This window comes from Kribbella aluminosa, from assembly GCF_017876295.1.
GTDB classification, from domain to species: Bacteria; Actinomycetota; Actinomycetes; order Propionibacteriales; family Kribbellaceae; genus Kribbella; species Kribbella aluminosa.
This window is the reverse complement of the sequence record NZ_JAGINT010000001.1, coordinates 2,956,698-2,980,057: the sequence shown is the minus strand read 5'-3', so window position 1 is coordinate 2,980,057 and position 23,360 is coordinate 2,956,698. Positions and strand designations below refer to the sequence as shown.

The 23,360-nt window shown below is 67.5% G+C and carries 19 protein-coding genes; 9 read left to right on the top strand and 10 right to left on the bottom strand.

Features of this window, described 5'->3' with window-relative positions:
- Position 1 precedes the first annotated feature (1 nt).
- Positions 2–2,038: a glycoside hydrolase family 36 protein gene (locus JOF29_RS14365; protein WP_209694692.1), complete on the top strand. Its 2,037-nt coding sequence runs from the start codon at positions 2–4 to the stop codon at positions 2,036–2,038.
- Positions 2,039–2,066: 28 nt separating this feature from the next.
- On the opposite strand, the gene JOF29_RS14360 is transcribed toward JOF29_RS14365, so the two are convergent.
- Positions 2,067–2,876 (bottom strand): ACT domain-containing protein, encoded by an 810-nt coding sequence (locus JOF29_RS14360; RefSeq protein WP_245357589.1) that lies wholly within the window; start codon positions 2,874–2,876, stop codon positions 2,067–2,069.
- A gap of 618 nt (positions 2,877–3,494) precedes the next feature.
- The gene (locus tag JOF29_RS14355) at positions 3,495–3,956 is read right to left on the bottom strand and encodes an undecaprenyl-diphosphate phosphatase (protein WP_245357588.1); all 462 of its coding nucleotides are present in this window, start codon (positions 3,954–3,956) and stop codon (positions 3,495–3,497) included.
- A gap of 587 nt (positions 3,957–4,543) precedes the next feature.
- On the opposite strand from JOF29_RS14355, the gene JOF29_RS14350 reads away from it, so the two are divergent.
- Together JOF29_RS14350 and JOF29_RS14345 are read left to right on the top strand one after the other, a co-directional pair.
- Positions 4,544–4,807, top strand: a complete 264-nt coding sequence (locus tag JOF29_RS14350; RefSeq protein WP_209694691.1) for a twin-arginine translocase TatA/TatE family subunit — start codon at positions 4,544–4,546, stop codon at positions 4,805–4,807.
- Positions 4,808–5,795: 988 nt separating this feature from the next.
- Positions 5,796–6,395 carry a cadmium resistance transporter gene (locus JOF29_RS14345; protein ID WP_307863327.1) on the top strand — a complete coding sequence of 200 codons (600 nt, stop codon included), beginning with the start codon at positions 5,796–5,798 and terminating at the stop codon, positions 6,393–6,395.
- Positions 6,396–6,737: 342 nt separating this feature from the next.
- Here the strand turns inward: JOF29_RS14345 and JOF29_RS14340 are convergent, their stop codons facing one another.
- Positions 6,738–7,040 carry an antibiotic biosynthesis monooxygenase gene (locus JOF29_RS14340; protein WP_209694690.1) on the bottom strand — a complete coding sequence of 101 codons (303 nt, stop codon included), beginning with the start codon at positions 7,038–7,040 and terminating at the stop codon, positions 6,738–6,740.
- Positions 7,041–7,392: 352 nt separating this feature from the next.
- On the opposite strand from JOF29_RS14340, the gene JOF29_RS14335 reads away from it, so the two are divergent.
- Complete coding sequence (locus tag JOF29_RS14335) at positions 7,393–7,806, top strand: choice-of-anchor M domain-containing protein (protein ID WP_209696124.1); 414 nt, start codon at positions 7,393–7,395, stop codon at positions 7,804–7,806.
- Between the two features lie 99 nt (positions 7,807–7,905).
- On the opposite strand, the gene JOF29_RS14330 is transcribed toward JOF29_RS14335, so the two are convergent.
- Positions 7,906–8,928, bottom strand: a complete 1,023-nt coding sequence (locus JOF29_RS14330; protein WP_209694689.1) for a LacI family DNA-binding transcriptional regulator — start codon at positions 8,926–8,928, stop codon at positions 7,906–7,908.
- A 76-nt stretch (positions 8,929–9,004) separates the two neighbouring features.
- On the opposite strand from JOF29_RS14330, the gene JOF29_RS14325 reads away from it, so the two are divergent.
- From JOF29_RS14325 to JOF29_RS14305, 5 genes are read left to right on the top strand one after another with little or no spacing between them, the layout of a single operon-like run.
- On the top strand, positions 9,005–10,318 hold the full coding sequence (locus JOF29_RS14325) for a BNR repeat-containing protein (protein WP_209694688.1): 1,314 nt from the start codon (positions 9,005–9,007) through the stop codon (positions 10,316–10,318).
- Positions 10,315–11,301 (top strand): ABC transporter permease, encoded by a 987-nt coding sequence (locus JOF29_RS14320; protein WP_245357587.1) that lies wholly within the window; start codon positions 10,315–10,317, stop codon positions 11,299–11,301. The genes JOF29_RS14325 and JOF29_RS14320 overlap by 4 nt, the downstream gene beginning before the upstream one ends.
- Positions 11,298–12,176: a carbohydrate ABC transporter permease gene (locus JOF29_RS14315; protein ID WP_209694687.1), complete on the top strand. Its 879-nt coding sequence runs from the start codon at positions 11,298–11,300 to the stop codon at positions 12,174–12,176. Before JOF29_RS14320 ends, JOF29_RS14315 begins: the two co-directional genes overlap by 4 nt.
- A 26-nt stretch (positions 12,177–12,202) precedes the next feature.
- Positions 12,203–13,822 carry an extracellular solute-binding protein gene (locus tag JOF29_RS14310; RefSeq protein ID WP_209694686.1) on the top strand — a complete coding sequence of 540 codons (1,620 nt, stop codon included), beginning with the start codon at positions 12,203–12,205 and terminating at the stop codon, positions 13,820–13,822.
- A gap of 52 nt (positions 13,823–13,874) precedes the next feature.
- Positions 13,875–15,536: a right-handed parallel beta-helix repeat-containing protein gene (locus tag JOF29_RS14305; RefSeq protein ID WP_307863326.1), complete on the top strand. Its 1,662-nt coding sequence runs from the start codon at positions 13,875–13,877 to the stop codon at positions 15,534–15,536.
- 557 nt (positions 15,537–16,093) lie between these two features.
- Here the strand turns inward: JOF29_RS14305 and JOF29_RS14300 are convergent.
- From JOF29_RS14300 to JOF29_RS14275, 6 genes are all read right to left on the bottom strand, one after another.
- Positions 16,094–16,888, bottom strand: a complete 795-nt coding sequence (locus JOF29_RS14300) for an IclR family transcriptional regulator domain-containing protein (protein WP_209694684.1) — start codon at positions 16,886–16,888, stop codon at positions 16,094–16,096.
- Positions 16,889–16,952: 64 nt separating this feature from the next.
- Positions 16,953–18,449, bottom strand: coding sequence for a chlorohydrolase family protein (locus JOF29_RS14295; protein WP_209694683.1), 1,497 nt, complete (start codon positions 18,447–18,449; stop codon positions 16,953–16,955).
- Complete coding sequence (locus JOF29_RS14290) at positions 18,449–19,510, bottom strand: sugar phosphate isomerase/epimerase family protein (RefSeq protein ID WP_209694682.1); 1,062 nt, start codon at positions 19,508–19,510, stop codon at positions 18,449–18,451. The genes JOF29_RS14295 and JOF29_RS14290 overlap by 1 nt, the downstream gene beginning before the upstream one ends.
- A gap of 78 nt (positions 19,511–19,588) precedes the next feature.
- Positions 19,589–21,187, bottom strand: coding sequence for an ABC transporter substrate-binding protein (locus tag JOF29_RS14285; protein ID WP_209694681.1), 1,599 nt, complete (start codon positions 21,185–21,187; stop codon positions 19,589–19,591).
- 16 nt (positions 21,188–21,203) lie between these two features.
- Positions 21,204–22,313: an ABC transporter ATP-binding protein gene (locus tag JOF29_RS14280; RefSeq protein ID WP_245357586.1), complete on the bottom strand. Its 1,110-nt coding sequence runs from the start codon at positions 22,311–22,313 to the stop codon at positions 21,204–21,206.
- Complete coding sequence (locus JOF29_RS14275) at positions 22,310–23,350, bottom strand: ABC transporter ATP-binding protein (protein WP_209694680.1); 1,041 nt, start codon at positions 23,348–23,350, stop codon at positions 22,310–22,312. The genes JOF29_RS14280 and JOF29_RS14275 overlap by 4 nt, the downstream gene beginning before the upstream one ends.
- Between the last annotated feature and the right edge of the window lie 10 nt (positions 23,351–23,360).

Here is a 23,360-nt window from a genome sequence, read left to right as displayed (position 1 = left end):
TGTGACCGACCTGCTGCGCTGGAGTACGCCTGACCTCGCCTTGACGTTCGCCCTCGACGACGGACCCGTCCGGCTTGTCGCCGTCCGCGAGACCGGACAGCCGACGGGTGGCGAGCCTGATCCGAGCCAGCCCTTGGTGGAGGTCTCCGCAGTGGGCCACGGTCATTCCAGCAACCGCCAGGCCGGCACCGTCCTCGGACAGCAGTTGCGGTACGTACGGCACGACGAGACACCGAACACGCTGCGGATCGTCCAGGAAGAACCGGCCACGGGTCTCCGCGTCACCAGCGTGTTCGAAGCGCGCGCCGGCGTACGCGCCTGGACCGAGGCGTCGATCACCGGGCCGGGCTCGCTGGAACTCACGTTCCTGTCGTCTCTGGTGGTCGGTCTCGCGTCGATCGACGCCGAACTGCACTCCGCCGCCAACAGCTGGATGGCGGAGAACCGGTGGTCGAAGCGTCTGCTCCGGGACGTGCTGGCCGACATCGTCAGCGACTCGCACCAGCACGTCGCGAGAAGCCGGCACGCGGTGACCGGTACAAACTCGTGGTCCACCGGAGAACAGCTGCCCATCGGCGTCCTGGTCGACCGGCGTACGCCGTACGCCCTGGGCTGGCAGATCGAGCACAACGGCCCGTGGCACTACGAGCTCGGTGAGACCCGACGCGGCGGCTACCTGCTGCTGAGCGGACCGACCGACCACGAACACCAGTGGAGCGTCGACGTCACCGCCGACAAGCCGTTCACGACCGTTCCGGTCTCGCTCGTCGCGGGGACCGACGCCGGCGGTGTGTTCGCGGCGCTCACGCGTCAGCGCCGCGCGATCCGGAACCGGCGGCCGGCCGACGACCGGATGCCGGTCATCTTCAACGACTACATGAACACGTTGCTGGGCGACCCGACGACCGAGAAGCTCCTGCCGCTGATCGACGCCGCGGCCGACGTCGGCGCGGACTACTTCTGCATCGACGCCGGCTGGTACGCCGAAGGCGACTGGTGGAACACCGTCGGCGCCTGGCAACCGTCGACGACGCGGTTCCCGAACGGGCTCGCCGAAGTGATCAACCGGATCCACCGGCACCGAATGGTGCCCGGGCTCTGGCTCGAACCCGAAGTCATCGGCGTCCGGTCGCCGATCGCCGGAGAACTGCCCGACGACGCGTTCCTCACCCGTCACGGCAAGCGCGTCGCCGAGAACGGCCGCTACCTGCTCGACCTACGCAGCCCGGCCGCCCGCGGGCACCTCGACAGCACCGTCGACAAACTGATCGACGAGTTCGGCATCGGCTTCTTCAAGTTCGACAACAACTCGATGACCGGCCCCGGCACCGACAAGGGCGGTACGTCGCTCGGCCACGGGCTGCTGGAACACAACCGGGCCCTGCTCGACTGGCTCGACGGCCTCCAGACCCGCCACCCCGACCTGCTGATCGAGAACTGTGCCTCCGGCGCGATGCGGATGGACTACGCCATGCTGTCCCGCCTGCACCTGCAATCGACCTCGGACCAGGAACATCCGTTGCTCTACGCACCGATCTCCGCCGCGGCACCGGCCGCCGTACTCCCCGAGCAGGCCGGCCACTGGGCGTACCCGATCAGCGGAACCACCCGCGAGGAGTTCACGTTCGCCCTCGTCAACGGCATCCCCGGCCGCCTCTACCTGTCCGGCCACCTCAACCGGATGGCGCCGGCCGAGCTCGAGCTGATCCGGTCCGCCCTGGCCGCGCACCGCGTCATCCTCGACGATCTCGACACGCTCGTCCCCGCCTGGCCACTCGGACTGCCGACCTGGACCGACGAGTGGATCGCCCTCTCCCTGAACAGCCCCGGCACCTCGTACCTCACCCTCTGGCACCGCGCACCCGGCCCGTCCACCATCACGCTCCCGCTCTCCCGGGCGAGCGTCGATCCGCTCTTCCCGGCAGCGGACAACGACTGGACCTACACCTGGACAGCCGACGGACTCAGCGTAACCACCACGACCCCCGAACCCTCCGCCCGCGTCCTGCGCCTGACCCGCACCGGCGACCGAACGTGAGCCGCTCAACGGCCGCTGAAACGGCTGCTCAGCGGCTGATCGTCTGTGCTGCTTCAGCCAGTTCGGCGAGGCGGTGTGCCCGCGCCGACTCAGCCGGGGTGAACGGCTCTCCAGGACGGCTGAACACGAACAGGCCCGTCCACGGCGACGGCACCTTCAACACATCACCGGGCAACTGACCGGCCAGCGCCGCACGATCGGTCACCAACTGCGCACCCAGCAACTCCGCAACCGCATGCGGCAGCTCAGCCGGATCCACAACCACCCGCGCCGACAAACTCAACGCCTTCGTCTGACCATCCACCAACGCCAACGCCGTCGTCGGCCACACATGCACCTCACGCCCACCACCCGCCCCGACCGCGGCCTCCAAATCCGCCGCCGCGACCCCGTCCGGCGCCGACACCACCAACTCATCCCGTACGCCGTCGCCGATCGGGTGAACATGCAACCCCAAGATGTTCGCCTCAAGCACCGCAAGCCGCCGAGTCACGCCCTCCAACGACCCCGCCCGGTCATCAAGCGTCACCCGAATCCGCCACAACGTCCCAACCCCCTGCCGCGGCCGGACCGTCGGGGCATGCAGCCAGGACCGCAACAACCGCATCGTCGACGGCTCGACCACCCAGATCACCAACGCCGTCGTCACACTCGCCAGCACCGCAACCGAGATCAGGTACGGCGGATGCGCGGCCAGCACCACCGCATGCAGAGCCAACTCCACCGGCGCCACCGCGACCAGTTTCGCCAGCGTCAGACGCAGACGCCGCGGATGTGGCAGCCGCCCACACACGTCACACGCCGTCCCGCCGGTGAGCGTCGTACGCAACGAATCCATACCGCCAACCATCCCCGACCCAGATTGCCCAGGTGTTGCACACCTGTGAAATCAAGAGCCTGCGACATCAGGCTCTGGTGACCGACGTCTGGATCTGCGGCACGGTAGATCGCCGCGTGGCCGGTCTGCCGGCGATCGACCCCGTAAAAGATCCTCCCCCGCCCACGGCGCGAAGCTCGGGCGGCCTGTCTCGTCCCAACTCATCGCACACCCGTCGGACCCCCGTCCGCTGAACACCTCCCAGCCAACGAAAGCCGACCTCCTCCCCAGCGCCACCCGACCGGTCCGGCTCACCGAATCGTGGATCCGGGTCCACGACACGCCGAGAACCACGACCCCGATCCACGACTCGACAAACCCGGCACGAACCAGTACGCACGACCCGACGATTCCACGGGCCAAGCCACGCACCGGCGCAGACCCCTCACGCATCAGGCCGGTCCCCCCATCCAACTTCAGCGGTTCACCTCTCACCTGGCCCGTTCGCCCCCTGCACACGACAGGTGAAGGGGCCATCTGACGGGTGAACCCCTCAGATGGCGCCCACCGCAGGGGCCGAGCCACTCCACGTCAGCGGCGGTGGCGAGGCCGTAGCCGATGGCGTGACCGACGGTCAGGTCAGACAGTTGCCTGGTCTTTGCGTGCCACCCGGTCGGCTGCGCCGAGGACGAGGCCGAACACGATGAGCGCGGCGCCGATCAGCCACAGGTCGCGGAACGCGGTTTCGATGACGTTCTGGAGCAGCAGGCCGAGCACGCTGATGGGTACGCTGCCGAGGATGATGAACCACCCGAGCTTGGCCAGCGGATCGCTGCGCCGCTCGGGCCGGAACAGCGACGTCGTCCAGGCCGCGACGACGCCGGCGATCTCGCGGCGGAAGTAGACCAGGACGGCCGCCTCGGTCCGCCGTTGGGTGACGGCGGTGAAAGCTGCGCCGGGATCGGGCCAGTGCAGCAGCGCCGACGTGACCCGAAGGTGCGCGCTGGACGACACGGGGAGAAACTCGGTCAGGCCTTGGACGAGCCCGACTACGGCGGCCTGGAGCACCGACTGCTGATGAAAGGTGCGCGGGGCCGTCAACCGAGACCGCAGGCTGCGCGTCAGGTGTAGTGCAGGGGCAGGTCTCGACAGGAACTGGGAGCGATGTCACCCGAAAGCCAGACCGCCAGGCACCGGGCGGCCGGACCCGGCCGCCCGCGGCAGAAGCACCGCAGCCATCGGGCCAGGACGATGCCGCAGGCAACATCCGGACGCTCCTCGCTCCCGCGCATCCCGGGCTCGGGTCCGTGAACGCGCCCCTCCCGGGCTCGGGTCCGTGAACGCGCCCCTCCCGGGCTCGGCACATTCGTCCTGAGCGTGAGCGCCGGCCTGCTGCTGATCGGCGGGTACGTCGGACTCACGCACCGTGATGCGGTCCTGGCTCTGGCGGTCTCCCCGGGCCGGCTCCTGCTCGTGACGATCGCCGTCGTCCTGCTGGGGGTCGGCTGGATCTGGGTGGTCGTTGCCTCGCACAAGCTGATCCGCCCGCCTCTCAGAACCTCGACGCCACCTGCGCCTACCACCCGACAACCGGCGGGTGAACCAGCCGCCGGACACCCCTCCCCGACACGGAACTTGCGCCGTAACATCGGGAACCAATACAAACCGTACGGATCTGAGGTGCCGTTGTGATCAGCCAGCTCGAGATGCCCCGCGGCGAGGAGTGGATCGTCATCCTCGTCGTCGTCATTCTGCTCTTCGGACCGACCAAACTCCCCGGCCTGGTCCGCCAACTCGGCAAGGCGAAAAAGGTCTGGGACCAGGAACTCAGCCCAAGCCGCGACCGGCACAAGACCCTGGACACCCCCGATCAGACCACCTCCCAAACAACCCCGGCCCCCGGCCAGAACGCCGACGCCCAGCCGAGCACCCCGACCCAACCCGGCCAGTAGAACCGACGCCACGGGCAGGTCGCGTTTGACGGTCGACGGCGACAACCCCGCCCCGATCCCGACAAGACCGAGTACACCGAGGCGCCCGCCGCCGCAGGCGTGCTGCACCCCAGGCGACACCAGCGCGTCAACGCACAGCCCACTGCCGCTCAACACCATCCGAGCACGTCAACGCCCCTCCCGGGTCCACCACCCACGTCCACCGCCCGGGTTCACCACCCACCCGCACCACTCACGTGCACCGCTCACGTGCACCACCCACCCGCACCACTCACGTGCACCACTCACGTGCACCACTCACGTGCACCACTCACGTGCACCACTCACGTGCACCACTCACGTGCACCGCTCACGTGCGCCGACGTCTCCGGCGTGGCGCCGTCAGCGGCTCTGGTCGTCCGTCGGTGCCTGGACGACCTTGATCGCCCGCGCGTCCTACGGTGTGCGGCGCTAGGCCTTCCTTCCTGGTTGGCGTCGGCGACCTCGACCAGGAACGCGCGAAAACCGGGTACCTCGTCAGGCGCCTCCGCAGAGACCACGGCCGCCGCGGAGCGAATCACCAACACCGCGGACGGCTCGTAGCCGGAGTACGTCGTACGTGGCTACAGGCCGGTCTCGAAGGCTCGCGGTCAGCCAGCGCAGCGCGGGCTACACGTCGCCGGTGAACGACGCCGCGGTCACCTCCCGGATGAGCGCGGGAGCTGGACAACCGGCACTCACACGGCCACCGCGCACCACCGGGGTTGCCCGATGCTTGCCTCACGCAACTTCTGCACCAACTCGAACAGAGTCGCCCGTACCGACCACGACCAGCACTCCCGATATCATCATCGCCCGCTCCAGAACGACCCGCTCCTTCGCCGTGAAGTCCTCCTCACGTAAGTCGGACACGCGATTGTCCCGGCAGGACCGGACCACCTTGACGCGGCCGTGGATCGAGGGCCCGGATAGATTCGGGGCCGTCATCAGGGTGGAAGGCGGGGCACGGGTGGAGCTGGGTTTGCTCGGGCAGGCCGCGGGCATGTTCGCGGTCACGAACATCGACGACATGCTCGTACTCGCCGTGTTCTTCGGTCAGACCGCCGGACACCGGCCCGCCGTACTCAAGGTGGTGGCCGGACAGTACCTGGGCTTCGGCGCGACCCTCGCCGTGTCCGTCGTCGGGGCCTTCGGCGCGGACCTGCTCCCGGAGGCCGCCATCGGCTACCTCGGGCTGATCCCTTTGCTGCTGGGCGTACGGGCGGCGTGGACGGTCAGGCACGACCGTAGTACTCGCGACGCGGACGCTACACCGATATCCCGCGGCGGCGCGGGCGTCGTACAGATCGCCATCGTGACCTTCGCCAACGGGGGCGACAACATCGGCGTGTACGTCCCGGTCTTCGCCCTCGTCGGTGTCGGTGGCATGACCGGCTACATCGCCGTCTTCCTCGTCGGCGTCGCCGTCTGGTGCGCGATCGGCTGGTTCCTCGCCTCCCGCCCCCTCGTCGCCAAATCCCTGGCCCGCTCGAGCCACCTCGTCCTCCCGCTCGTACTCATCGGCATCGGCACCGTCATCCTCGTCAAAGGCCACGCGTTCGGCCTCTAGCCCGCCTCGGGGCGTACGATGCGGTCGCGGCCGGGCCGGTGGATGCTCGCCCGCCCAGTCAAGCGATCCGACACCGACCCCTGCCGCCACACCCCTCGCCAGCAAGCCGAACCGCCGCAAGCTCAGGGGTCACCTTCCGCCTTGCCCGTTCACCCATCGCACACCGTTGGTGAAGGGACAAAGTGACGGGTGAACCTCGCAGATGGTGTCCACTGCAGGCCGCGGCGATTCGGCGGCGCCGCCCTGCCGTCGAGGCAACCTCCTCATACGGCACACCCTCCACCGGATTCGTACCAAAGTCCAACCACAGCAGCGGATCACGCCGTTCGTCGTGCGGGAGTGTTAGTGCGCGGTCACGAAGCTCCCGACGACTTCAAGAATCCGCAGTACCGGCTCCGCGCCCACCGACCGAAGCAAGGCCGGCGCCGCGGGCGGCTCCGCGCCGGCGCGCATCGCGTCCAGGGCTGCCTGGTCGCGCCACAACGTCTGGATCCGCCACTGCCCGTGATCGCCTTGGAGCAACTCCGACCGCAGCAAACCGTCCGGCAGCGCCGCAGCCGCGATCTCCCGGAACCCGTCGACCAACTCGGCCACCCGCCCGGGATCCACCACACCACTCACCTCGGTGAGAATCTGCCCTGCCATCTCGACCTCCCCTCCCCCACCCAGCGTGACAGCCCAGCCCGCCGGTGACCACAACTCACTGCATGACCGATCGCGATCGTCATATCCGGGCCGGCGCCCCCCCTTGAGCACGGGTCAACCGGATTCCGGCACGAAGCGTGGTTGATGGGTGCCCAAGGTGGCCATCGGGCGAGTGGTCAGGCGGACGTCGACTGAATCGATGGACTCGCCTTGGCCGACAGCTCCGCCTGGGCCAGCCTCGGGCGGAACTCCGGCATCGCGCCGCCGACGTCCCAGAACTGCCATCGGGTAGCGGCCTTCCGCCGGCAGGCAGGCAGGCAGGCAGGCAGGCAGGCAGGCAACTGGATCGTCCCTGGCCGGTCGCACGCGTTTCTCGGGGCGGACCGCGGTCCTCGGTACGCCGGGATCGCCGGTCTGGATCCTGCCGCAGACCCAGGCCAGCGGCATCGTCTGGCCCGGGTTCGACACCGAAGACGTACCCAGCGGCGCCCTGTCCGGCAACGCCGTCACCGTCAAACTCGTGTCGGTGACCGGGCCGGCCGACGTCAGCGTCTACACCACCAATTCGCTCGGCAGCCCGACGATCTGGTTCGACAGCGGGGACGGCCTGCCCGACGCCCGCACTATCGCCGTCAACACCCACGCCAACTGGGCCTTCGACGCCGCCGGCACCTACACCGCGACGTTCGAAGTCACCGCCACCACCAGCGGCGGCACACCCATCACCACCGGCCAGAAGACCTACAACTTCACCGTCCGGCCCTAGCCCGACGACCCCCGGCGACCTGGAGCGTGCGCACCACACTCCGGGTCGCCGGGCCCGCCGCGTCGCGTCGGTCAGTGAGGCCGGACGAGGCCTGCACGATCAGGTGGACTCACGGATGACGAGTTCGGTGCGGAGCACGTGGCGTTCGGCTTCGTGATCGGCGTCGTCGACGGCGCGAACGAGCAGCTGGACGCTCCGTTCGGCGAACTCTGCCAGCGGCCAGGCGACGGTTGTCAACGCAGGCGTCAGGCACTCGCTCACGTCGTCGTCGCCGAAGCCGGCGATCGCGATGTCGCCGGGCACCTTCAATCCGGCCCGGAGACACGCACTCATCGCACCTGTCGCGAGCCGGTCGTTGGCAGCGAACAGGGCGTCCGGAAGCTTGCCGCCGGCAAGCAGTCTCTCGACCGCCGCGCGCCCCGCGCCGGCGGACCAGCCGTCGGCGTGCAGCGCCGAGAATCCGTCGCCGAACCTCTCGATGAGCGGTTGATACCGCGGACCGGCCGCCGCCGGCGAGGTCGGCCGGTCCGGCAGGGCAGCTTCTGGACCCGCGAGGGCGACGAGAGTGCGGCACCCGCGCTCGACGAGGTGATCGGCGAGCGCACGGGCACCCACCCGGAGGTCGATCGCGATCAACGGTCCGGGCAGCCCCTGGTCCTCGGTGAAGTACGGATCCATCCACACCACCGGTATCCCGGCCGCCTGCAGCTCTTCGCCGAAGGCCTGGTGATCGCCACCGGTCGGACACATCAACCCCGCGATGCCGGCATCGCGCACCGCCATCACCGCGTCGCGGGGATCACCGGTCGAATTCATCAGGACGGTGAAGTAGCCCAGATCGTGCGCATGGGTCGCGGCCGCGGTGATCGTCTCCCGATAGCCACGGCTCCACATCAGCCCCAGCGTCCGCGATCCTTGCCGGCGCAAGGCCCGGGCGGCCGCGTTCGGGAGATAGCGAAGCTCCCGGACAGCGTCGCGCACGCGCTCGACCGTCGCCTCGGCGATCTTCAGCTCGGCAGCCCGGCCGTTCAGGATCGCGGAAACCGTTGTCGGCGCCACCCCGGCCAGCTTCGCGACATCCGACCGGGTCGTACTCTTGCGCCTCTCCTGATCCGCTGCCATGCTGCTGACCCTAGTCAACTATCACGTGATAGTCCAATCGCCTGTCACGTGATAGGCGCTCTCTTCTGGAGCCCATATGAGGATGAAGGATTCGACGGTCGACCCGAAAGCGCTGAACCTCAGCGAGGGTCAGTTCGGCACGACGTTCAACGGCCAGACGTTCCAGATCGACGCACTGGCCACACTGAACGACTGGCAGTTCACCACCTACATCGACTTCCTCGGGCGGGTGTGCGTCGGCCGCCGACATCTGCCGGACGGCGACTGGCAGACGATCGCGTTCGACGACCACGTGATCAGCCATACCGACGTACACAACGTTCCGGTCCTCGGCATCTGCCCGCTCGACGGCACGATCCACCTGGCCTTCGATCACCACAACAGCCCGTTGCACTACCGGGTTTCCCGGCCTGGTACGGCGACTTCGCCCGAGAGCACCGAGTGGTCGACCGAACTCTTCGGCGCGATCACGCCCGAACTGGTGAGCGGAGTCGAGCTGACCAGCCTGACGTACCCGATCTTCGTGACCATGCCCGACGGCGTGCTGCAGTTGTACTACCGCATCGGCATGAGCGGCGACGGCGACACCCATCTCGCGGAGTATCGCCCGGACGGCGGCTGGAAGATCCTCGGCGCGTTCGTCAGCGGCCAGGGCACCTTCGTCGACAGTACGTCGCGCAACGCGTACCACAACGGCTTCGACTTCGACGCGACCGGACGCCTGCACACGACGTGGGTGTGGCGGGAAAGCATCAACCTGTTCAGCAACCACGACCTCCAGTACGCGTGCAGCGGCGACGGCGGGCACACGTGGAACAACTGGGCGGGAACGCGGATCGGTGTCACCGGCCAGGAGCCGATGCAGCTGCGATCACGAGGCATCACGGTCCGGCACATCGCGTACGGCTGGGGCATGATGAATCAGCTGACGCAGACGCTCGACGATCGCGGGCGCATCCACGTCGTCCTGTGGCAGCAACCCCCGAGCGCTTCCGAAGCGTCGGAGGATCTCGGCACCTGGCGTTACGTCCACCACTGGGGCGAGGAGCGCGGCGACTGGCACCAGCACCAGCTGCCGTACTTCGGCCGCAAGCCGACCGTACTAGCGCGCGGCGACGACCTGGTCCTCGTCTTCACCAAATCGTTCGACCCGGACTACCACGGCAAAGACTCAGGCGGGCCGCTGTACGTGATCACCGCCTCGGCGGCGGACGAATGGCGCACCTGGCGGGAGATCTACCGCTCCGACGAATCCTTCGTCGGAGAGCCCCGGGTCGACAAGCACAGATGGCAGCAGACGGGTGTGCTCTCGATCTACGCCCAGCAGGCACCCACCGCACCCGGCGAACCAAGTCCACTGCGTGTCCTGGACCTGGACCTCGAACCATGAGCACCGCACCCGCACCTCCGCGGACGCACGACACCACCGAGCGGCGACCCCCGTCACCGCCGGCGCCGCGCCGCCGTACCTGGTGGGACCGACTGAAACGCGACAAGTTCGTGCTCCTGCTCGCGCTTCCGGGTATGGCGGTCATCATCACGTTCCACTACTACCCGCTGCTCGGGAACGTGATCGCGTTCCAGGACTACCAGCCGTACCTCGGCATCCGCGAGAGCCTCTGGTCCGGATTCGACAACTTCAGCATTCTCTTCAACGGCGATCCCGACCTGCTGAACGCACTCAAGAACACCCTGACCATCACGGCACTGCAGACGATCTTCGTGTTCCCGGCACCCATCGTCCTGGCGCTCATCCTGAACAGCCTCGCCTCGAACCGGCTCCGGCAGGTTGTCCAGTCGGTCCTCTATCTCCCGCATTTCCTGTCCTGGGTCATCGTCGTCGCGGTGTTCCAGCAGATGCTCGGCGGCGCCGGCCTGCTCAACAACTACCTCCGCTCCTCCGGTCACCAGGCACTGAACATCATCGGAAACGCCGACGCGTTCAAAGCCCTGGTCACGTCGCAGGTCATCTGGAAGGACACCGGCTGGGCGACGATCCTCTTCCTGGCGGTACTGGCGCAGATCGACCGTTCCCTGTACGAGGCAGCGAGCGTCGACGGCGCCTCGAAGCTGCGGCAGACCTGGCACATCACGCTCCCCGGGATGCGGCCGATCATCGTCTTGCTGTTCATCCTCAAACTCGGCGACTCACTGTCCGTCGGCTTCGAGCAGATCCTTCTCCAGCAGCCGGCCGTCGGGCGCCAGGCCAGCGAGGTACTCGACACCTTCGTCTACAACAACGGAGTCATCGGCGGTGCGTGGGGCGTGGCGGCCGCGGTGGGCCTCGTCAAGGGAGTCATCGGGCTGCTGCTGGTTCTCATGGCCAACAAGGTCGCCCATGCGTTCGGTGAGGAAGGGGTGTACAAGGCATGAGCAGCAACGCCGTGGCGGACGTGACCGGACGCGGCGCGAAGGCGACAGTACTCGTCGTCGCGTGCGGGCTCGTGATCGTCCCGTTCCTGGGGATCGTCTCCACGAGCCTCGCGTCGCCGGACCAGGTGACCCGGGCGGGCGGCTTCGTGATCTTCCCGACGGGTATCGACCTCAGCGCGTACCGATCGATCCTCGCCGGCGGCGTCGTGACGCGGTCCATCCTGATCTCGCTGTTCGTCACCGCGGTCGGCACCGTGCTGAGCATCACCCTGACCGCGATGCTCGGCTGGGCGTTGAGCCGCAAGGGCACGTTCGGGAACCGGTACCTGCTGATCCTGGTCCTGATCAGTCTGCTCTTCAGCCCCGGGCTCATCCCGAGCTACCTGGTGGTCCAGCAGCTCGGCCTGCTCGACACCTTGTGGGCACTGATCATCCCTACGTCGGTGACCGCGTTCAACGTCGTCGTGGTCCGTGCGTTCTTCGTAGGCCTACCCAACGAGATCATCGACAGCGCGCGGATGGACGGCGCGTCGGAGTGGCAGCTCTTCCGGCACATCGGCGTACCGCTGGCCAAGGCCGCCCTGACCGTCGTCGGCCTGTTCTACGGCGTCGGCTACTGGAACTCCTTCTTCAACGCGCTGCTCTACATCAGCGACTCGAGCAAGTGGCCGCTGCAACTGGTCCTCCGTACGTACGTCGTCGACAACACCCAGCTCGGCGCCGAGGATCTCGGGGCGGCAGGTCATGCGTTACCGCCCCAGACGTCCATCCAGATGGCGATCCTGGTCATCTCGATCGTCCCCATCGTCGTGATCTACCCGTTCCTTCAGCGCCACTTCGCCAAGGGCGTACTCACCGGCGCGGTGAAGGGATGAACAACCCCACGCAGAGGAGCGTGCACATGCCCGAACTGAGCAGGCGCCAGATTCTCGGCGGCAGTCTGGCCGCCGTAGCCTCCGCCGCCGGCCTCCCGTTGCTCCAAGGATGCAGCAACAAGGGCCGCGGCGGCACGGACGCCGGCGGCGCCGACGGCATCAAGCTGCCCAAGTACATCGCCTACCAGGACTTCACGCCCGACCTGACCGGCAAGAACGGCGTCGACAGCGCGACCTTCAAGTACCCGGCCGACCCGGTCGCTGCCATCAGCGGTCCGGTGGGAGACGGACAGCGGGTCGCCGCCCTCACCGTCACCAACTCACCTGCTCCACCGGCGAGAGGCCGGAACGCCTACTGGCAGGAACTCGAGCGCCGGCTCGGCTTCACCTTCGACATCGAGATCGTCCCGAGCACCGACTACGGCCAGCGGTTCCAGACGGCGGTTGCCGGCGGCAAGCTCCCCGACCTGTTCAGCATCTACCCGGGCCAAGTACCGTCGCTGCCCGCCCTGCTGCAGAAGAAAGCCGTCGACCTCACGCCGCATCTGTCCGGCGATGCGATCTCGAAGTACCCGCTGCTGGCCAACGTCCCGACGGTCAGCTGGAAGCAGACGGTGTACGACGGGAAGATCTACGGCATCCCCATCCCCCGTGGAGCCCAGAGCACACTGACCCTCTACTCGCGGGACGACCTGCTGACCAAGCTCGGCATCACCAAGCCGCCGGCATCACTGCAGGAGCTCCAGGATCTCTGCAAGGAGCTGACCCTCGCCAAGACCAACACGTGGGCGCTCGGACGTGTGCCGCTGACGTACCTGCGCCAGATGTTCAAGATCCCGAACGGATGGTCCGTGCAGAACGGGCGCCTGGTGAGCGCCTTCGAGGCCGAACAACAGAAGGACGCGCTGGAGGCCGGACGCAAACTGATGGTCGCGGGAGTGGTCCATCCCGACGGATTCACCGCGCCCGGCTCGATCCGGAAGACCTGGGTCGCCAACGGGTCGACACTGATGGTGGACGACTCGTTCAGCGCCTGGCACGCGTTCTACAACTATCCGCACCCGGACACGTTCCGCCTCGCAGCCTGGGCCCCTCCGATCGCCGAGGGCGGCGGCACGGCCCCGGTCTGGCTCGGCGCACCGACCATCAACATCACCGCGATCAACCTCACCGCCAGCGACCGGGTCGAGGCCCTGCTCAGTCTCCTCAACTACCTGGCCGCCCCGTTCGGAACCTCGGAGTACCTGTTCAAGAACTACGGCGTCAAGGACGTCCACCACACCCTGAAGGGAACCGACCCGGTACTGACCGACAAGGGACGCACCGAGATCGCACTAGGCCTCGAGTACGTCGCGAACGCGCCCTGGATGACCTATCAACCCGGAGCGCCCGACGTCACCAAAGCGCAGTTCGACGCCCAGGACACACTCGTCCCCACTGCCGTCGCCGACCCGACGATCAGCCTCTACAGCGAGACCAACGTCCGCAAGGGCAACCAGATCGGCATGGGCGACCTCGAACTCGACATCCTCCAAGGCCGCAAACCCGTCTCCGCCTGGGACGAGGGACTCGCCAAGTGGAAGAAGGCCGGCGGCGACACCATCCGCGACGAATTCCAGAAAGCCCTCGATCACCAACCCAGCTAAGTGAGGAAGCATGAAACCAAGAACACTCGTGGTTCTCGCTGTGCAAGCACTCGTGAGTGTGCTCCTGGTGGGTCTGCTCACGGCTCCCGCCCAGGCCGCCGGTACGGCGTACTACGTGTCGGCGACCGGTAACGACAGCAACACCGGTCTCTCGCCCAGCCAGGCGTGGAAGACGATCGGAAAGGTCAACAGCTTCGTCTATCCGCAGGGGAGTCTGATCTACTTCGAAGGCGGGCAGACCTTCACCGGCTGCCTGGTCTTCAACCGTACGAACGTCCCGGTGTCCGACGCATCCACACCGTTCCGGGTCTTCTCGTCCGGCACCGGGCAGGCCACGCTCCAGTCCAGCTGCACGGGTGACTACTCGGCGGCGGTCACCGCCGACGACGTCAGCGGATTTCAGCTGAACAACGTCAAGCTGGTTAACGGCGGCACGACCGCGGCGGGTGTACTACTGGAGAACCAGACGTCGTCAACGGCAACGACCGGCCTGAAGGTGACCAACTCCGACATCTCCGGATTCGGTACGCCGACCGGCAGTACGAGTGCGTTCGGCGCCCAGATCATGGTCATCGGGTACGCCGTGAACAACCACAACGGCCCGCTGAGCGACGTACAGATCCTCAACAACAGGCTGCACGGCGCCAGCGTGACCGCGAGCGCCGGCCCGGGCATCTACGGCTGGGGATACGGACTGAACATCACGAACGTCCGGGTCGAGGGCAACACCGTCTACAACCTCGGCATGGCCCCCAAGACCACCGGGGCCGGACTGTCCGCCAACGGCTGGGACGGCGCGATCATCCAGCACAACGTGGTACACGACATCGGCGCGAACGTCACCTCCTGCGGCGGCACCAGCGGCATCATGTCGTACACGTCCAACAACATCACCATCCGCAACAACGAGGTGTACAAGGTCCAGCCGTCCCCGGCGTACACCGCTGGTTGCGACTGGGACGGCATCGACCTCGACGGCGGTACGACGAACTCGCTCGTGGAGTACAACTACACCCACGACAACGCCGGCAGCGGCCTGCTCGCCTACACCTCGACCGCGGCGTCCCGAGTCTGGGGACCGAACACCTACCGGTACAACATCTCCCAGAACGACGACTGGGCCAACGCACAGGGCGGCCTGCTCGACGTCGTACCGAACGCGCCGAAGAACGCGCTCTCCATCTACGGCAACACCTTCTACACCAACAAAGACCAGAGCACGAACAAGAAGACGGGCACCAGCGCGTGCTTCAACTTCGGGTTCAGCACAGGCACCTGGGCCGCCGGCTCGCAGATCAAGGACAACATCTGCTACATGGCCAACAAAGGCAGCTCCGGCAAGACCGGTCAGCTGTACTACAACCCGTACACCCAGACAGGCATGACGCTCGCGAACAACCTGTACTACGGAACGAACACCACCGGCTGGCGCTGGGGCAGCACCACCTACCCCACCTTCGCCGCCTGGTCCGCCGCAGGCCTCGAAACAAACGCCGTCTGGGGCGACCCGCTCTTCACCTCCCCCGGCGCCGGCGGCACCTGCACCTGGTCCCCACCCTCCGGAACCGGCCCGCAACCATGCCCACAGGCCTACACCCTCAAACCCGGCTCGCCTGCCCTCGGCACAGGAACCCCCGTGTCCGGCAACGGCGGACTGGACTACTACGCCACCACCATCCCCAACCCACCTAACATCGGCGCCAACGCCGGCTAACCCCTGACTGAGCCCGTGCAACCTGCACGAGCCACACGCCGAGCGTCGCCAGAGGCAAGGTACGTTTCGGCGCCGGTCCCCAGCCCCAACCCGGGACCGGCGCCACCACCAGGTCCACGACGACCAGTCTTCGTTGTTGGAGATGCCCGACGCGACCGTCGAGCGCATCGTCGACGCCCACCCCGAGCAGTTCAAACTCGCCGGCTGGGCGGGCTGCTCCATGGGCAACTGAGCGGGCCTGATACCGACCCCGGTTGTGGGCCGGCGACGACGGCTGGGATTCTCTGCTCAAGACGGCCGACACTGATCGACGCCTGTCAACGTCCCACCAGCGCGTGCTTCCGCGTGCCCTCGCCGGCCGGTTCCTGCGGGAGCTGCCGATGTACGATCCGTGCGGTCCGGACCGGATGCCACCCGCGCGGCAACTGGTGCGCGCGTTGCAGGATGCTGCCGGCATCATCATCGCCGGCTCGGCGTATCACGGGAGCGTCTCCGCCCGATCCGCCGTTCCTGGCGCATCCACCCGGACTGCGGGCGTGCAGGTCACGACGGCGCTGTCATTGGTGGATGCGGCCCGCCATGTCCGACTCGATCTGCTTCGCCGCGGCCATGACGGCGGGTATGAAGTCGTGCTCCAGGCCGTCGAGGCTCTGCCTGCTGCTGTGCAGCGACACGCTCACCGAGGCGATGGCTACGCCGGTCCGATCGAGCACCGGCGCTGCCACTCCCTGGAGGTCGTCATCGATCTCGCTCGTCGTGATGACCCAGTGTTTCAGCCTGGCCTGCTCGAGCTCCGCGCGCAGGGCCGTCTTGGACAGCGTCGACGAAGATCGGTTCAGGTGTAACCCGTGCAGGTACGTGTCGAGGGCATCAGCAGGCAGGTGGCCGAGCAGGGCACGACCCGCCGCTGTGGCATGCGCCGGGAAGCGGGTGCCCAGATTGATCCGCACGCCGGTGAGACGTGGGCTGATCGCGATCGCGATGTAGACGATGTCAGGCAGGTCGAGGATCGCCAGCCCCGCGGTCTCGTAGAGGTCGCCGGCGACCCGTTCGAGGTGGGGCCGCGCCACGTCTCGCAGCGGCGTGCTGGACAGGTAGCTGTAGCCAAGACCGAGCACTCGAGGGGCGAGCCGGAACGCACGCCCGTCGTCGGAGTGTACGAATCCAAGATCCCGGAGGGTGAGCAGAATTCTCCGCGTCGTCGCACGGCTCAACCCGGTGAGGTGTCCTACCTCGGTGAAGGACAGCTCGGGGCGCTCCGCCGTGAACGATTGCATGATCTGCATGGCTCGCGCGACCGCTGTCACGAAGTACGGAGCCTCGGGCGCCTCGGCCTGCCTTGGCTCAGTCATCAGTACCGGTCCTCAAGTAGTGGTAGTTGGTGTGGCAGCGGTGGCATCTGATCATCTTCCCAGGTCATGACGACGTTGACACGCAGGATCCGAGCGCGCGGTCGACGCGCCGGAAAACCGGGGGAAACAGCGCAGCCTGGTCACGCCCGAGCGCATCGCGTGTGCTGTAGGCCGCTCGCATCCGCGCGAAGAGCGACTGTGCGCGGGCCTTCATGGCAGCAAGGTCGACGCCGGGCAGCTGACCGTCTTCGACGACCGTGCGCCCAGCCACGACGGACAGCGCGACGTCACGGGGCGAGCCGGCCATCACCACCGTGCGCAGTGGGTCGTCGACGACCCCGAGCCGGAAGTCGTCGAGCCGCAGCGCGACGAAGTCCGCCTGCGCACCCGGCGCAAGCCTGCCGAGGTCCTCCCTGCCGAGAGCGTGCGCGGCGTGCAGGGTGGCCGCCCGGAAGTACGTCGCCAGGTCACCGGCATCAAGCCGGCGCTCGAGCACCTTGGCCAGACAGGACCCTTCGTCCATCGCCCTCAGGAGGTCCGGCGGGAAACTGTCGCTGCCCAGCGTCACGTTGACGCCGGCCTCCGTGAAGCGGTCGAAGGTATCGAGGACCATTCCGTAGCGCAGCGACGTCGACGGACAGTGCACCACCGACGCGCCGGCTCCTGCCAGTGCGGCAAGCTCGCCGTCGCTGGGAGAGCGCCGGTCGCGGTCGCTGCTCCCGTGGACGGCGTGGGGCACGAGGAGCCGACAGCCGAGAAGTCCGCTCCGCTCCATCAGCTCCAGCGGACCCGCGCCGTGCCGGCGCTGCAGCAGCTCCAACTCGAGCTCGCTCTGCATGCAGTGCAGTCGCACCGGTACGTCGTACTCGCGCGCAAGCTTCGCAGTGGACTCCAGGAGCTCGAACGACATCGTCTCGATCCGGCAGGGCAGCAAGGCGCCACGGACGAGGCTGTCCGGCGTGTTGTCCGCAGAGGACAGGAACCGTGCGGCATCGTCAAGGCCGGCCCGGCCCAGGTCGTGGTCCCACAGGACATCTCGCGTGCCGTCGGCACGCAGCACGTTGACGCCGGAGCGGTAACTGGGGCCGACGTACGCCCGGATTCCAAGGTCACGCGCCGCCTCTGCGATGCCGATCGCGTCGTCGTAGGTCTCGGCCCACGAGCTGTGCACCTCGGAGGCGATAGGCATGCAGGTGGTGACTCCGTACAACAGCAGTTGCGCCAGCGCGTACCGACGGATGAAGGTGCGCTCCTCCGGGTCGAACACGTCGGTGCGGCGCGAGGTGAAGTAGTCCTCGGACCACTGCAGGCCGGACGCGGTGTGGGCCGGCGCCCACGAGTCGAGCAGGGCGTGGTCGATGTCTGCGACGGCATCGAGGTCGATCAGCCCAGGGATCACCAGCGCCTGGCCCAGCTCGACGACTCGGTCCGCCGTGGTGTCTCGGCGCGGGCCGACGTACACCACGACACTCCCGTCGTAGATCACGGTCGCGTCCTCGAGCAGCACGTGCTCACCCCGGTCGAACCCGAGGACGAAGCGTGCGTGGACTGCTGTTCCCATCAGCCACCGACCTTGGCGTCTTCCGGCGCCGCTTCGAGCTCGGCCAGCGTCGACCGGAGGTGGGATGCGCTGCGCCGAATGAAGTCCTCCCCGTCGTACGGCGTCGCGCGGAACTCCTCGACGGTGGGCACATCGCCCTGCGCGGCGCGGGCGGCGTACTCGTCGGCGAGCCGGAGCAGCGCAGCGACCTCATCGTCGACAAGATCGGGATGCAGGGACCGCCAGTACGCGTCGTGCAGTCCGATCGGTACGGCGAGCGTCGTACCGGCGGGCTCGATCGACGCGTCCAGGTCCGGCGTGTGCTCCATCAACGCGCCGAGCAACTCGGTCCAGTCGATGATGCCCAGGCCGCACGGCGAGAAGATCCGGGCCAGCCCGTCCTGGGTGGGGACGAGGATCGAGTCGCGCAGGTGCGTGGCGCGCACGTACGGCGCGATCCGCCGGGCTGCGGCCACCGGGTGCTCGCCGCGGACCAGGACGTTGGCCGTGTCGAAGGTGATGCCGGTGACGTCCGGCCCGACCGACTCGACCAGGCGCACGACCTCCCAGCTGGTGATCTCCTCGTGGGTCTCGATGTTCAGATGACAGTCAAGGTCACGAACCGCGGGAGCCAGCAGCCCGAGGAGCTTCTCGATCGCCTGCAACTGGTCGGGCCACGGCGCGTCCGTCCGGAAGCGGTCGATCGCGTAGTAGCCGGGCAGGTCGCTCTTGTAGCTGCCGCACGCCACCCACAGCTCGTGGCAGTCCGCCCCTTCGCTGCAGGCCTCGAGCATCTTGAGCATGCCGCTGGTGTAATCGCCGTCGCCGAGCCGGCGGATCTCGGGGGACTCTGCGGCGGCGTACGGGTTGACCTTGCCCAGCCCCATCTGGAGGTACAGGCCGAGGCGGTCGGCGTGTTCGCGAAGCTCTCGCAACAACCCGCGGTCGAGGGTGGGCGTGATGTCCAGAACCGTGCGGAAGTAGACGCCCTCCATACCGAGGCTCTGGGCATGGTCGAGGATCTCCAGGGGGGTCCGGTTCTCGGCTCCAGGGATCTTCCGGCCGTCGACACCGATCTTCATCTTTGCTCCTTGTGGACGTTCGCGCAGGTGTGGGAGGTTGCCTGCCGCCGGCGTCGGTCCGGCGGCAGACTCCTGGGGTCAGCGACCCCAGTCGGCGATGCGAGTGTTCGCCGCGTACTCGAACTGCTTGACGTCCTTGCCGAGGACCGCGGTGAACCGGGCCCGGTACAGGATGATCGTGGGCGAGTTCGCCACCCAGAGCTTCACCAGCTGGTCGACGATCGGCTGTTGCTTGGCGGCGTCGGCGGTGTTGTTGAGCTGCTGGAGCAGCGGCATGCTGCCCGGGATACAGATGTGCTGGTTGTTGAAGTGGCTGCCGCAGGTCAGTTTCTTGCGAAGCTCGTAGCCGCCGATCGGTGTGCTGTTCTCGAACAGCAGCGCGGACTGGTACTTGCCGTCGTTGAACAGGGTGCTGAAGTCGGTCGGCGGCTTCGCCACGATGTTGACCTTGACCCCGATGTTCTGCCAGGCGGACTGGAGCAACGTCGCGATGTCGGAGACCCCAGGCGCGGTGGGGTTGATCATCAGCTCCAGCTGCGGACTCTTCACACCCGAGTCGGCGAGGATCTGCTTGGCCTTGGCCGGGTCGTAGGCCCGCGCGGGCTCGAGCGCCTGGTTGTAGCCTGCCATCCCGGGGACGACCGGCCCGTAGTAGGAGTCTCCGTACCCGTAGGCGACCTTGCTGATGATGTCCGAGTACGGGACGGCGTACGTGAGCGCCGCACGGAACTTCACGTTGTCGGTGACCGGTCCGTTGTGGTTCAGCGAGACGGTGACCGGTGTCGAACTGCTCGCGCTGACGACCTTGCAACAATTCTTCTGGCTGAGGTTCTTGACGCTCTGGGGTGGAAGCCCGAGGGTGACGTCGGCCTGGCCGTTCTCGGCCTGCAACAGCAGGGTCGGGACCGAGGTGATGAAGTTGATTCGTACGCTGGACTCGCGGGCGGGTGTTCCGTAGTAGTTGGGATTGCGCTCCAGCACCGCGTAGCTGCCGGGGACATACTCCTTGAGCACATACGGCCCGCTGCTGCTCGCCGTGTGGCTGGTCAGCCACTGGTTCGGCTTGCCGGGTTGGGTACCGCCGTTGGCCTCGATGAGCTTCGGGTCATAGATCGACCCTCGGCTTTGGGCCAGGCTGTAGAGGATCGCGGGATAGGCCTGCCGCAGGTGGAGGACGACCGTGGTCGCATCAGGGGCCTCGACGCTCTGGACCAACGGCGGGTCCGTAATTCCCAGTTGCAGCGACAGTGCACCGCAGGCGCCCATGTTCACGGTGCGCTCCAGCGAGTACTTCACCGCGCTCGCGTCGAGCGGGTCACCGTTGGCGAACTTCTTGCCGGCGGGCAGCTTGAACGTGTAGGTCTTGCCGTCGCCCGACACCTGCCAACTGGTGGCGAAGTCCGGCCGCACCTTGCTGGGATCGGGATTGGCGGTGGCGAACCCGTCACCGTCCTGGGTTGTCGAGAGTTTCACCAGCCGCCCGTAGAAGTTGCTGGCGAGGCTGTTGTCGTCGCCTGGACAGACGAACGCAGGGTCCAGGCTGGAGATGCTCGCCGCCCAGTTGACGGTGAAGGGCCGGCCGGACTGGCCTCCGGACGCTGGGGTGTTGGTGGGGCTGCATGCGGCGCCGACCGCAAGCAGGGCAGCCAGCCCGGTCGAAACGATGACGGGGCGCAAGCGCCGCCTCGTTCGGTCAGTTGTAGTCACGTGCGGTCCTTTCAGCGGACGGGGACAGCTCGGAGCTGGGGGCGCCGAGCTGGACGGGGAGTCGCTGCTGCAGCTCGCCCGGGTAGTGGCAGGCCACGAAGTGGCCAGGAGTGACTTCACGCAACGGGGGATGCGTCAGGCACTCGGGGCGGTCGGCGCCGACCGGGCACCGCGATCGGAGGGAGCAGCCATGTGAGGCGGCAACGCCCTGCTGCACCTTGGTCTCGCGCAGCGCGGACCGGGTCTGGACCATGACGTCAGGGTCGGGTACCGGCGCGGCGAGCAGGAGCGAGACCGTGTAGGGATGCAGCGGGTTGGCGAACAGCTCGTCGGAGTCGGCCAGCTCCACGATCTCGCCCAGGTACATCACAGCAATGCGATGACAGACGTACTGCGCAACGGCCAGGTCGTGGACGATGAACAGGTAGGTGAGCCCCAACTCGGCCTGCAGATCGGTGAGGAGGTTGAGCACCTGGGCCTGGACCGAAACGTCGAGGGCGGTGACCGGCTCGTCGAGCACGACCAACTCGGGGTTGAGCACAAGGGCACGAGCGATGGCGATGCGCTGACGCTGACCGCCGGAGAAAGCATGCGCGTTGCGCTCGGCCAGGTCCGCGGAGAGACCGACACGCTCGAGCATCTCCAGCGCGCGTGTTCGACGTACGTCGGCGTCGTGTTCGCCGTGGATCAGCAGCGGTTCCTCCACCAGCTCGCGCACCGAGAACCGTGGGTCGAGGGAGCCGTAGGGATCCTGGAAAACCATCTGCATACGGGAGCGCAGCCGACGCAGCTGGCGGCTCGACAGCCCGAGTACGTCGATGCTGTCGAACTCGACCGAGCCGCCGTCGGGCTCCACCAGGCGCAGTACGCACGATGCCGCCGTGGACTTCCCGGAGCCGGACTCGCCCACCAGGCCCAGCGTCTCGCCGCGACGTACGTCGAAGGACACGTCGCGCAGGGCATGGACCTGGTTGGCCCGGCGCATCCGCACTCCGCTTCGCTGACCGCCGTACGACTTCGTGAGGCCCTGCACCCGGAGCAGGATGTCCTGGTCGACAGTCTGGTCGAGCGCGGACTCACGCGGTGTGGTGGTCATGAGACGGACTCCTGCCGGGTGGCACCGGGAAAGTGGCAACTGGTCGCGTGGTTGGCCTCGGGCCGGCCGAACGGAACGAGGACGGGCTCGGTGCTCTGGCAGAGCGGGTTGTCGTGGCCGACCGGGCAGCGCGGTTCGAAAGCGCAGCCGACGAACGGTTTCGTCGGGTCGGGCAGTGATCCGGGGATCGTCGCCAGGCGTCCCTCCTGGCGTTGGTCGGTCCGCAGCACGCACTTGATCAGCTCGCGCGAGTATGGGTGGGCCGGCGCCCGGAACAGCTCCCGGCTGGAGCTCTCCTCGACGAGTCTGCCGGCGTACATGACCTTGACCGAGTCGCAGTACCCCGCAACGATTCCGAGGTTGTGGGTGATCAGCATCAGGGCGGCACGACGGTCCGTGACAAGCCTGTCCAGCAACTCCAGCACCTGCGCCTGGGTGGTGACATCGAGGGCAGTGGTGGGCTCGTCTGCGATCACCAGTTCGGGAGAGTTGGCCAGCGCCAACGCGATCAGGACTCGCTGCCGCATACCACCGGAGTACTGGTGCGGGTAGTCGGACAGGCGCCTCGCGGCGTCGACGACCCCGACCTCACCGAGGAGGTCGGCGGCCGTCCGGCGGGCAGCCTTCCGGCTCACGTCCTGGTGGGCACGGATCGCCTCGATCATCTGCGATCCGATGCTGCGGATCGGGTCGAGCGCGCTCATCGGGTCCTGGAAGACCAGTGAGATCCGGCGGCCGCGGATGCGGGAGAGCTCCGCGTCCGGCAGGCCGCGGAGGTTGCGCCCCTCGAGCAGCACCTCTCCCCCGACGACCCGGCCAGGTGGCTGCAGCAGTCCGACGATCGACATCGCCATCGCGGACTTCCCGGAGCCGGATTCGCCGACGATCGCGAGCCGTTCACGCCGGTGGATGCTGAAGCTGACGTCGCGTACGGCGGCGACGGTGCCGCGTGCGGTCGTGAACTCGGTCCGCAGGTCTCGCACCTCGAGCAGGCTCTCGCCGGACGGTGCGTTCTCGGGAACGGCGGTCTGGCTCATGAGCTCGACT

Excerpts from the sequence above, each read along its gene's own strand:
- JOF29_RS14320 (WP_245357587.1), top strand. The coding sequence starts at position 10,315 with ATGAGCACCGCACCCGCACCTCCGCGGACGCACGACACCACCGAGCGG.
- JOF29_RS14360 (WP_245357589.1), bottom strand. The coding sequence starts at position 2,876 with ATGGATTCGTTGCGTACGACGCTCACCGGCGGGACGGCGTGTGACGTG.
- JOF29_RS14315 (WP_209694687.1), top strand. The coding sequence starts at position 11,298 with ATGAGCAGCAACGCCGTGGCGGACGTGACCGGACGCGGCGCGAAGGCG.
- JOF29_RS14295 (WP_209694683.1), bottom strand. The coding sequence starts at position 18,449 with ATGGGAACAGCAGTCCACGCACGCTTCGTCCTCGGGTTCGACCGGGGT.
- JOF29_RS14310 (WP_209694686.1), top strand. The coding sequence starts at position 12,203 with ATGCCCGAACTGAGCAGGCGCCAGATTCTCGGCGGCAGTCTGGCCGCC.
- JOF29_RS14290 (WP_209694682.1), bottom strand. The coding sequence starts at position 19,510 with ATGAAGATCGGTGTCGACGGCCGGAAGATCCCTGGAGCCGAGAACCGG.
- JOF29_RS14280 (WP_245357586.1), bottom strand. The coding sequence starts at position 22,313 with ATGACCACCACACCGCGTGAGTCCGCGCTCGACCAGACTGTCGACCAG.
- JOF29_RS14330 (WP_209694689.1), bottom strand. The coding sequence starts at position 8,928 with ATGGCAGCGGATCAGGAGAGGCGCAAGAGTACGACCCGGTCGGATGTC.
- JOF29_RS14340 (WP_209694690.1), bottom strand. The coding sequence starts at position 7,040 with ATGGCAGGGCAGATTCTCACCGAGGTGAGTGGTGTGGTGGATCCCGGG.
- JOF29_RS14325 (WP_209694688.1), top strand. The coding sequence starts at position 9,005 with ATGAGGATGAAGGATTCGACGGTCGACCCGAAAGCGCTGAACCTCAGC.
- JOF29_RS14275 (WP_209694680.1), bottom strand. The coding sequence starts at position 23,350 with ATGAGCCAGACCGCCGTTCCCGAGAACGCACCGTCCGGCGAGAGCCTG.
- JOF29_RS14300 (WP_209694684.1), bottom strand. The coding sequence starts at position 16,888 with ATGACTGAGCCAAGGCAGGCCGAGGCGCCCGAGGCTCCGTACTTCGTG.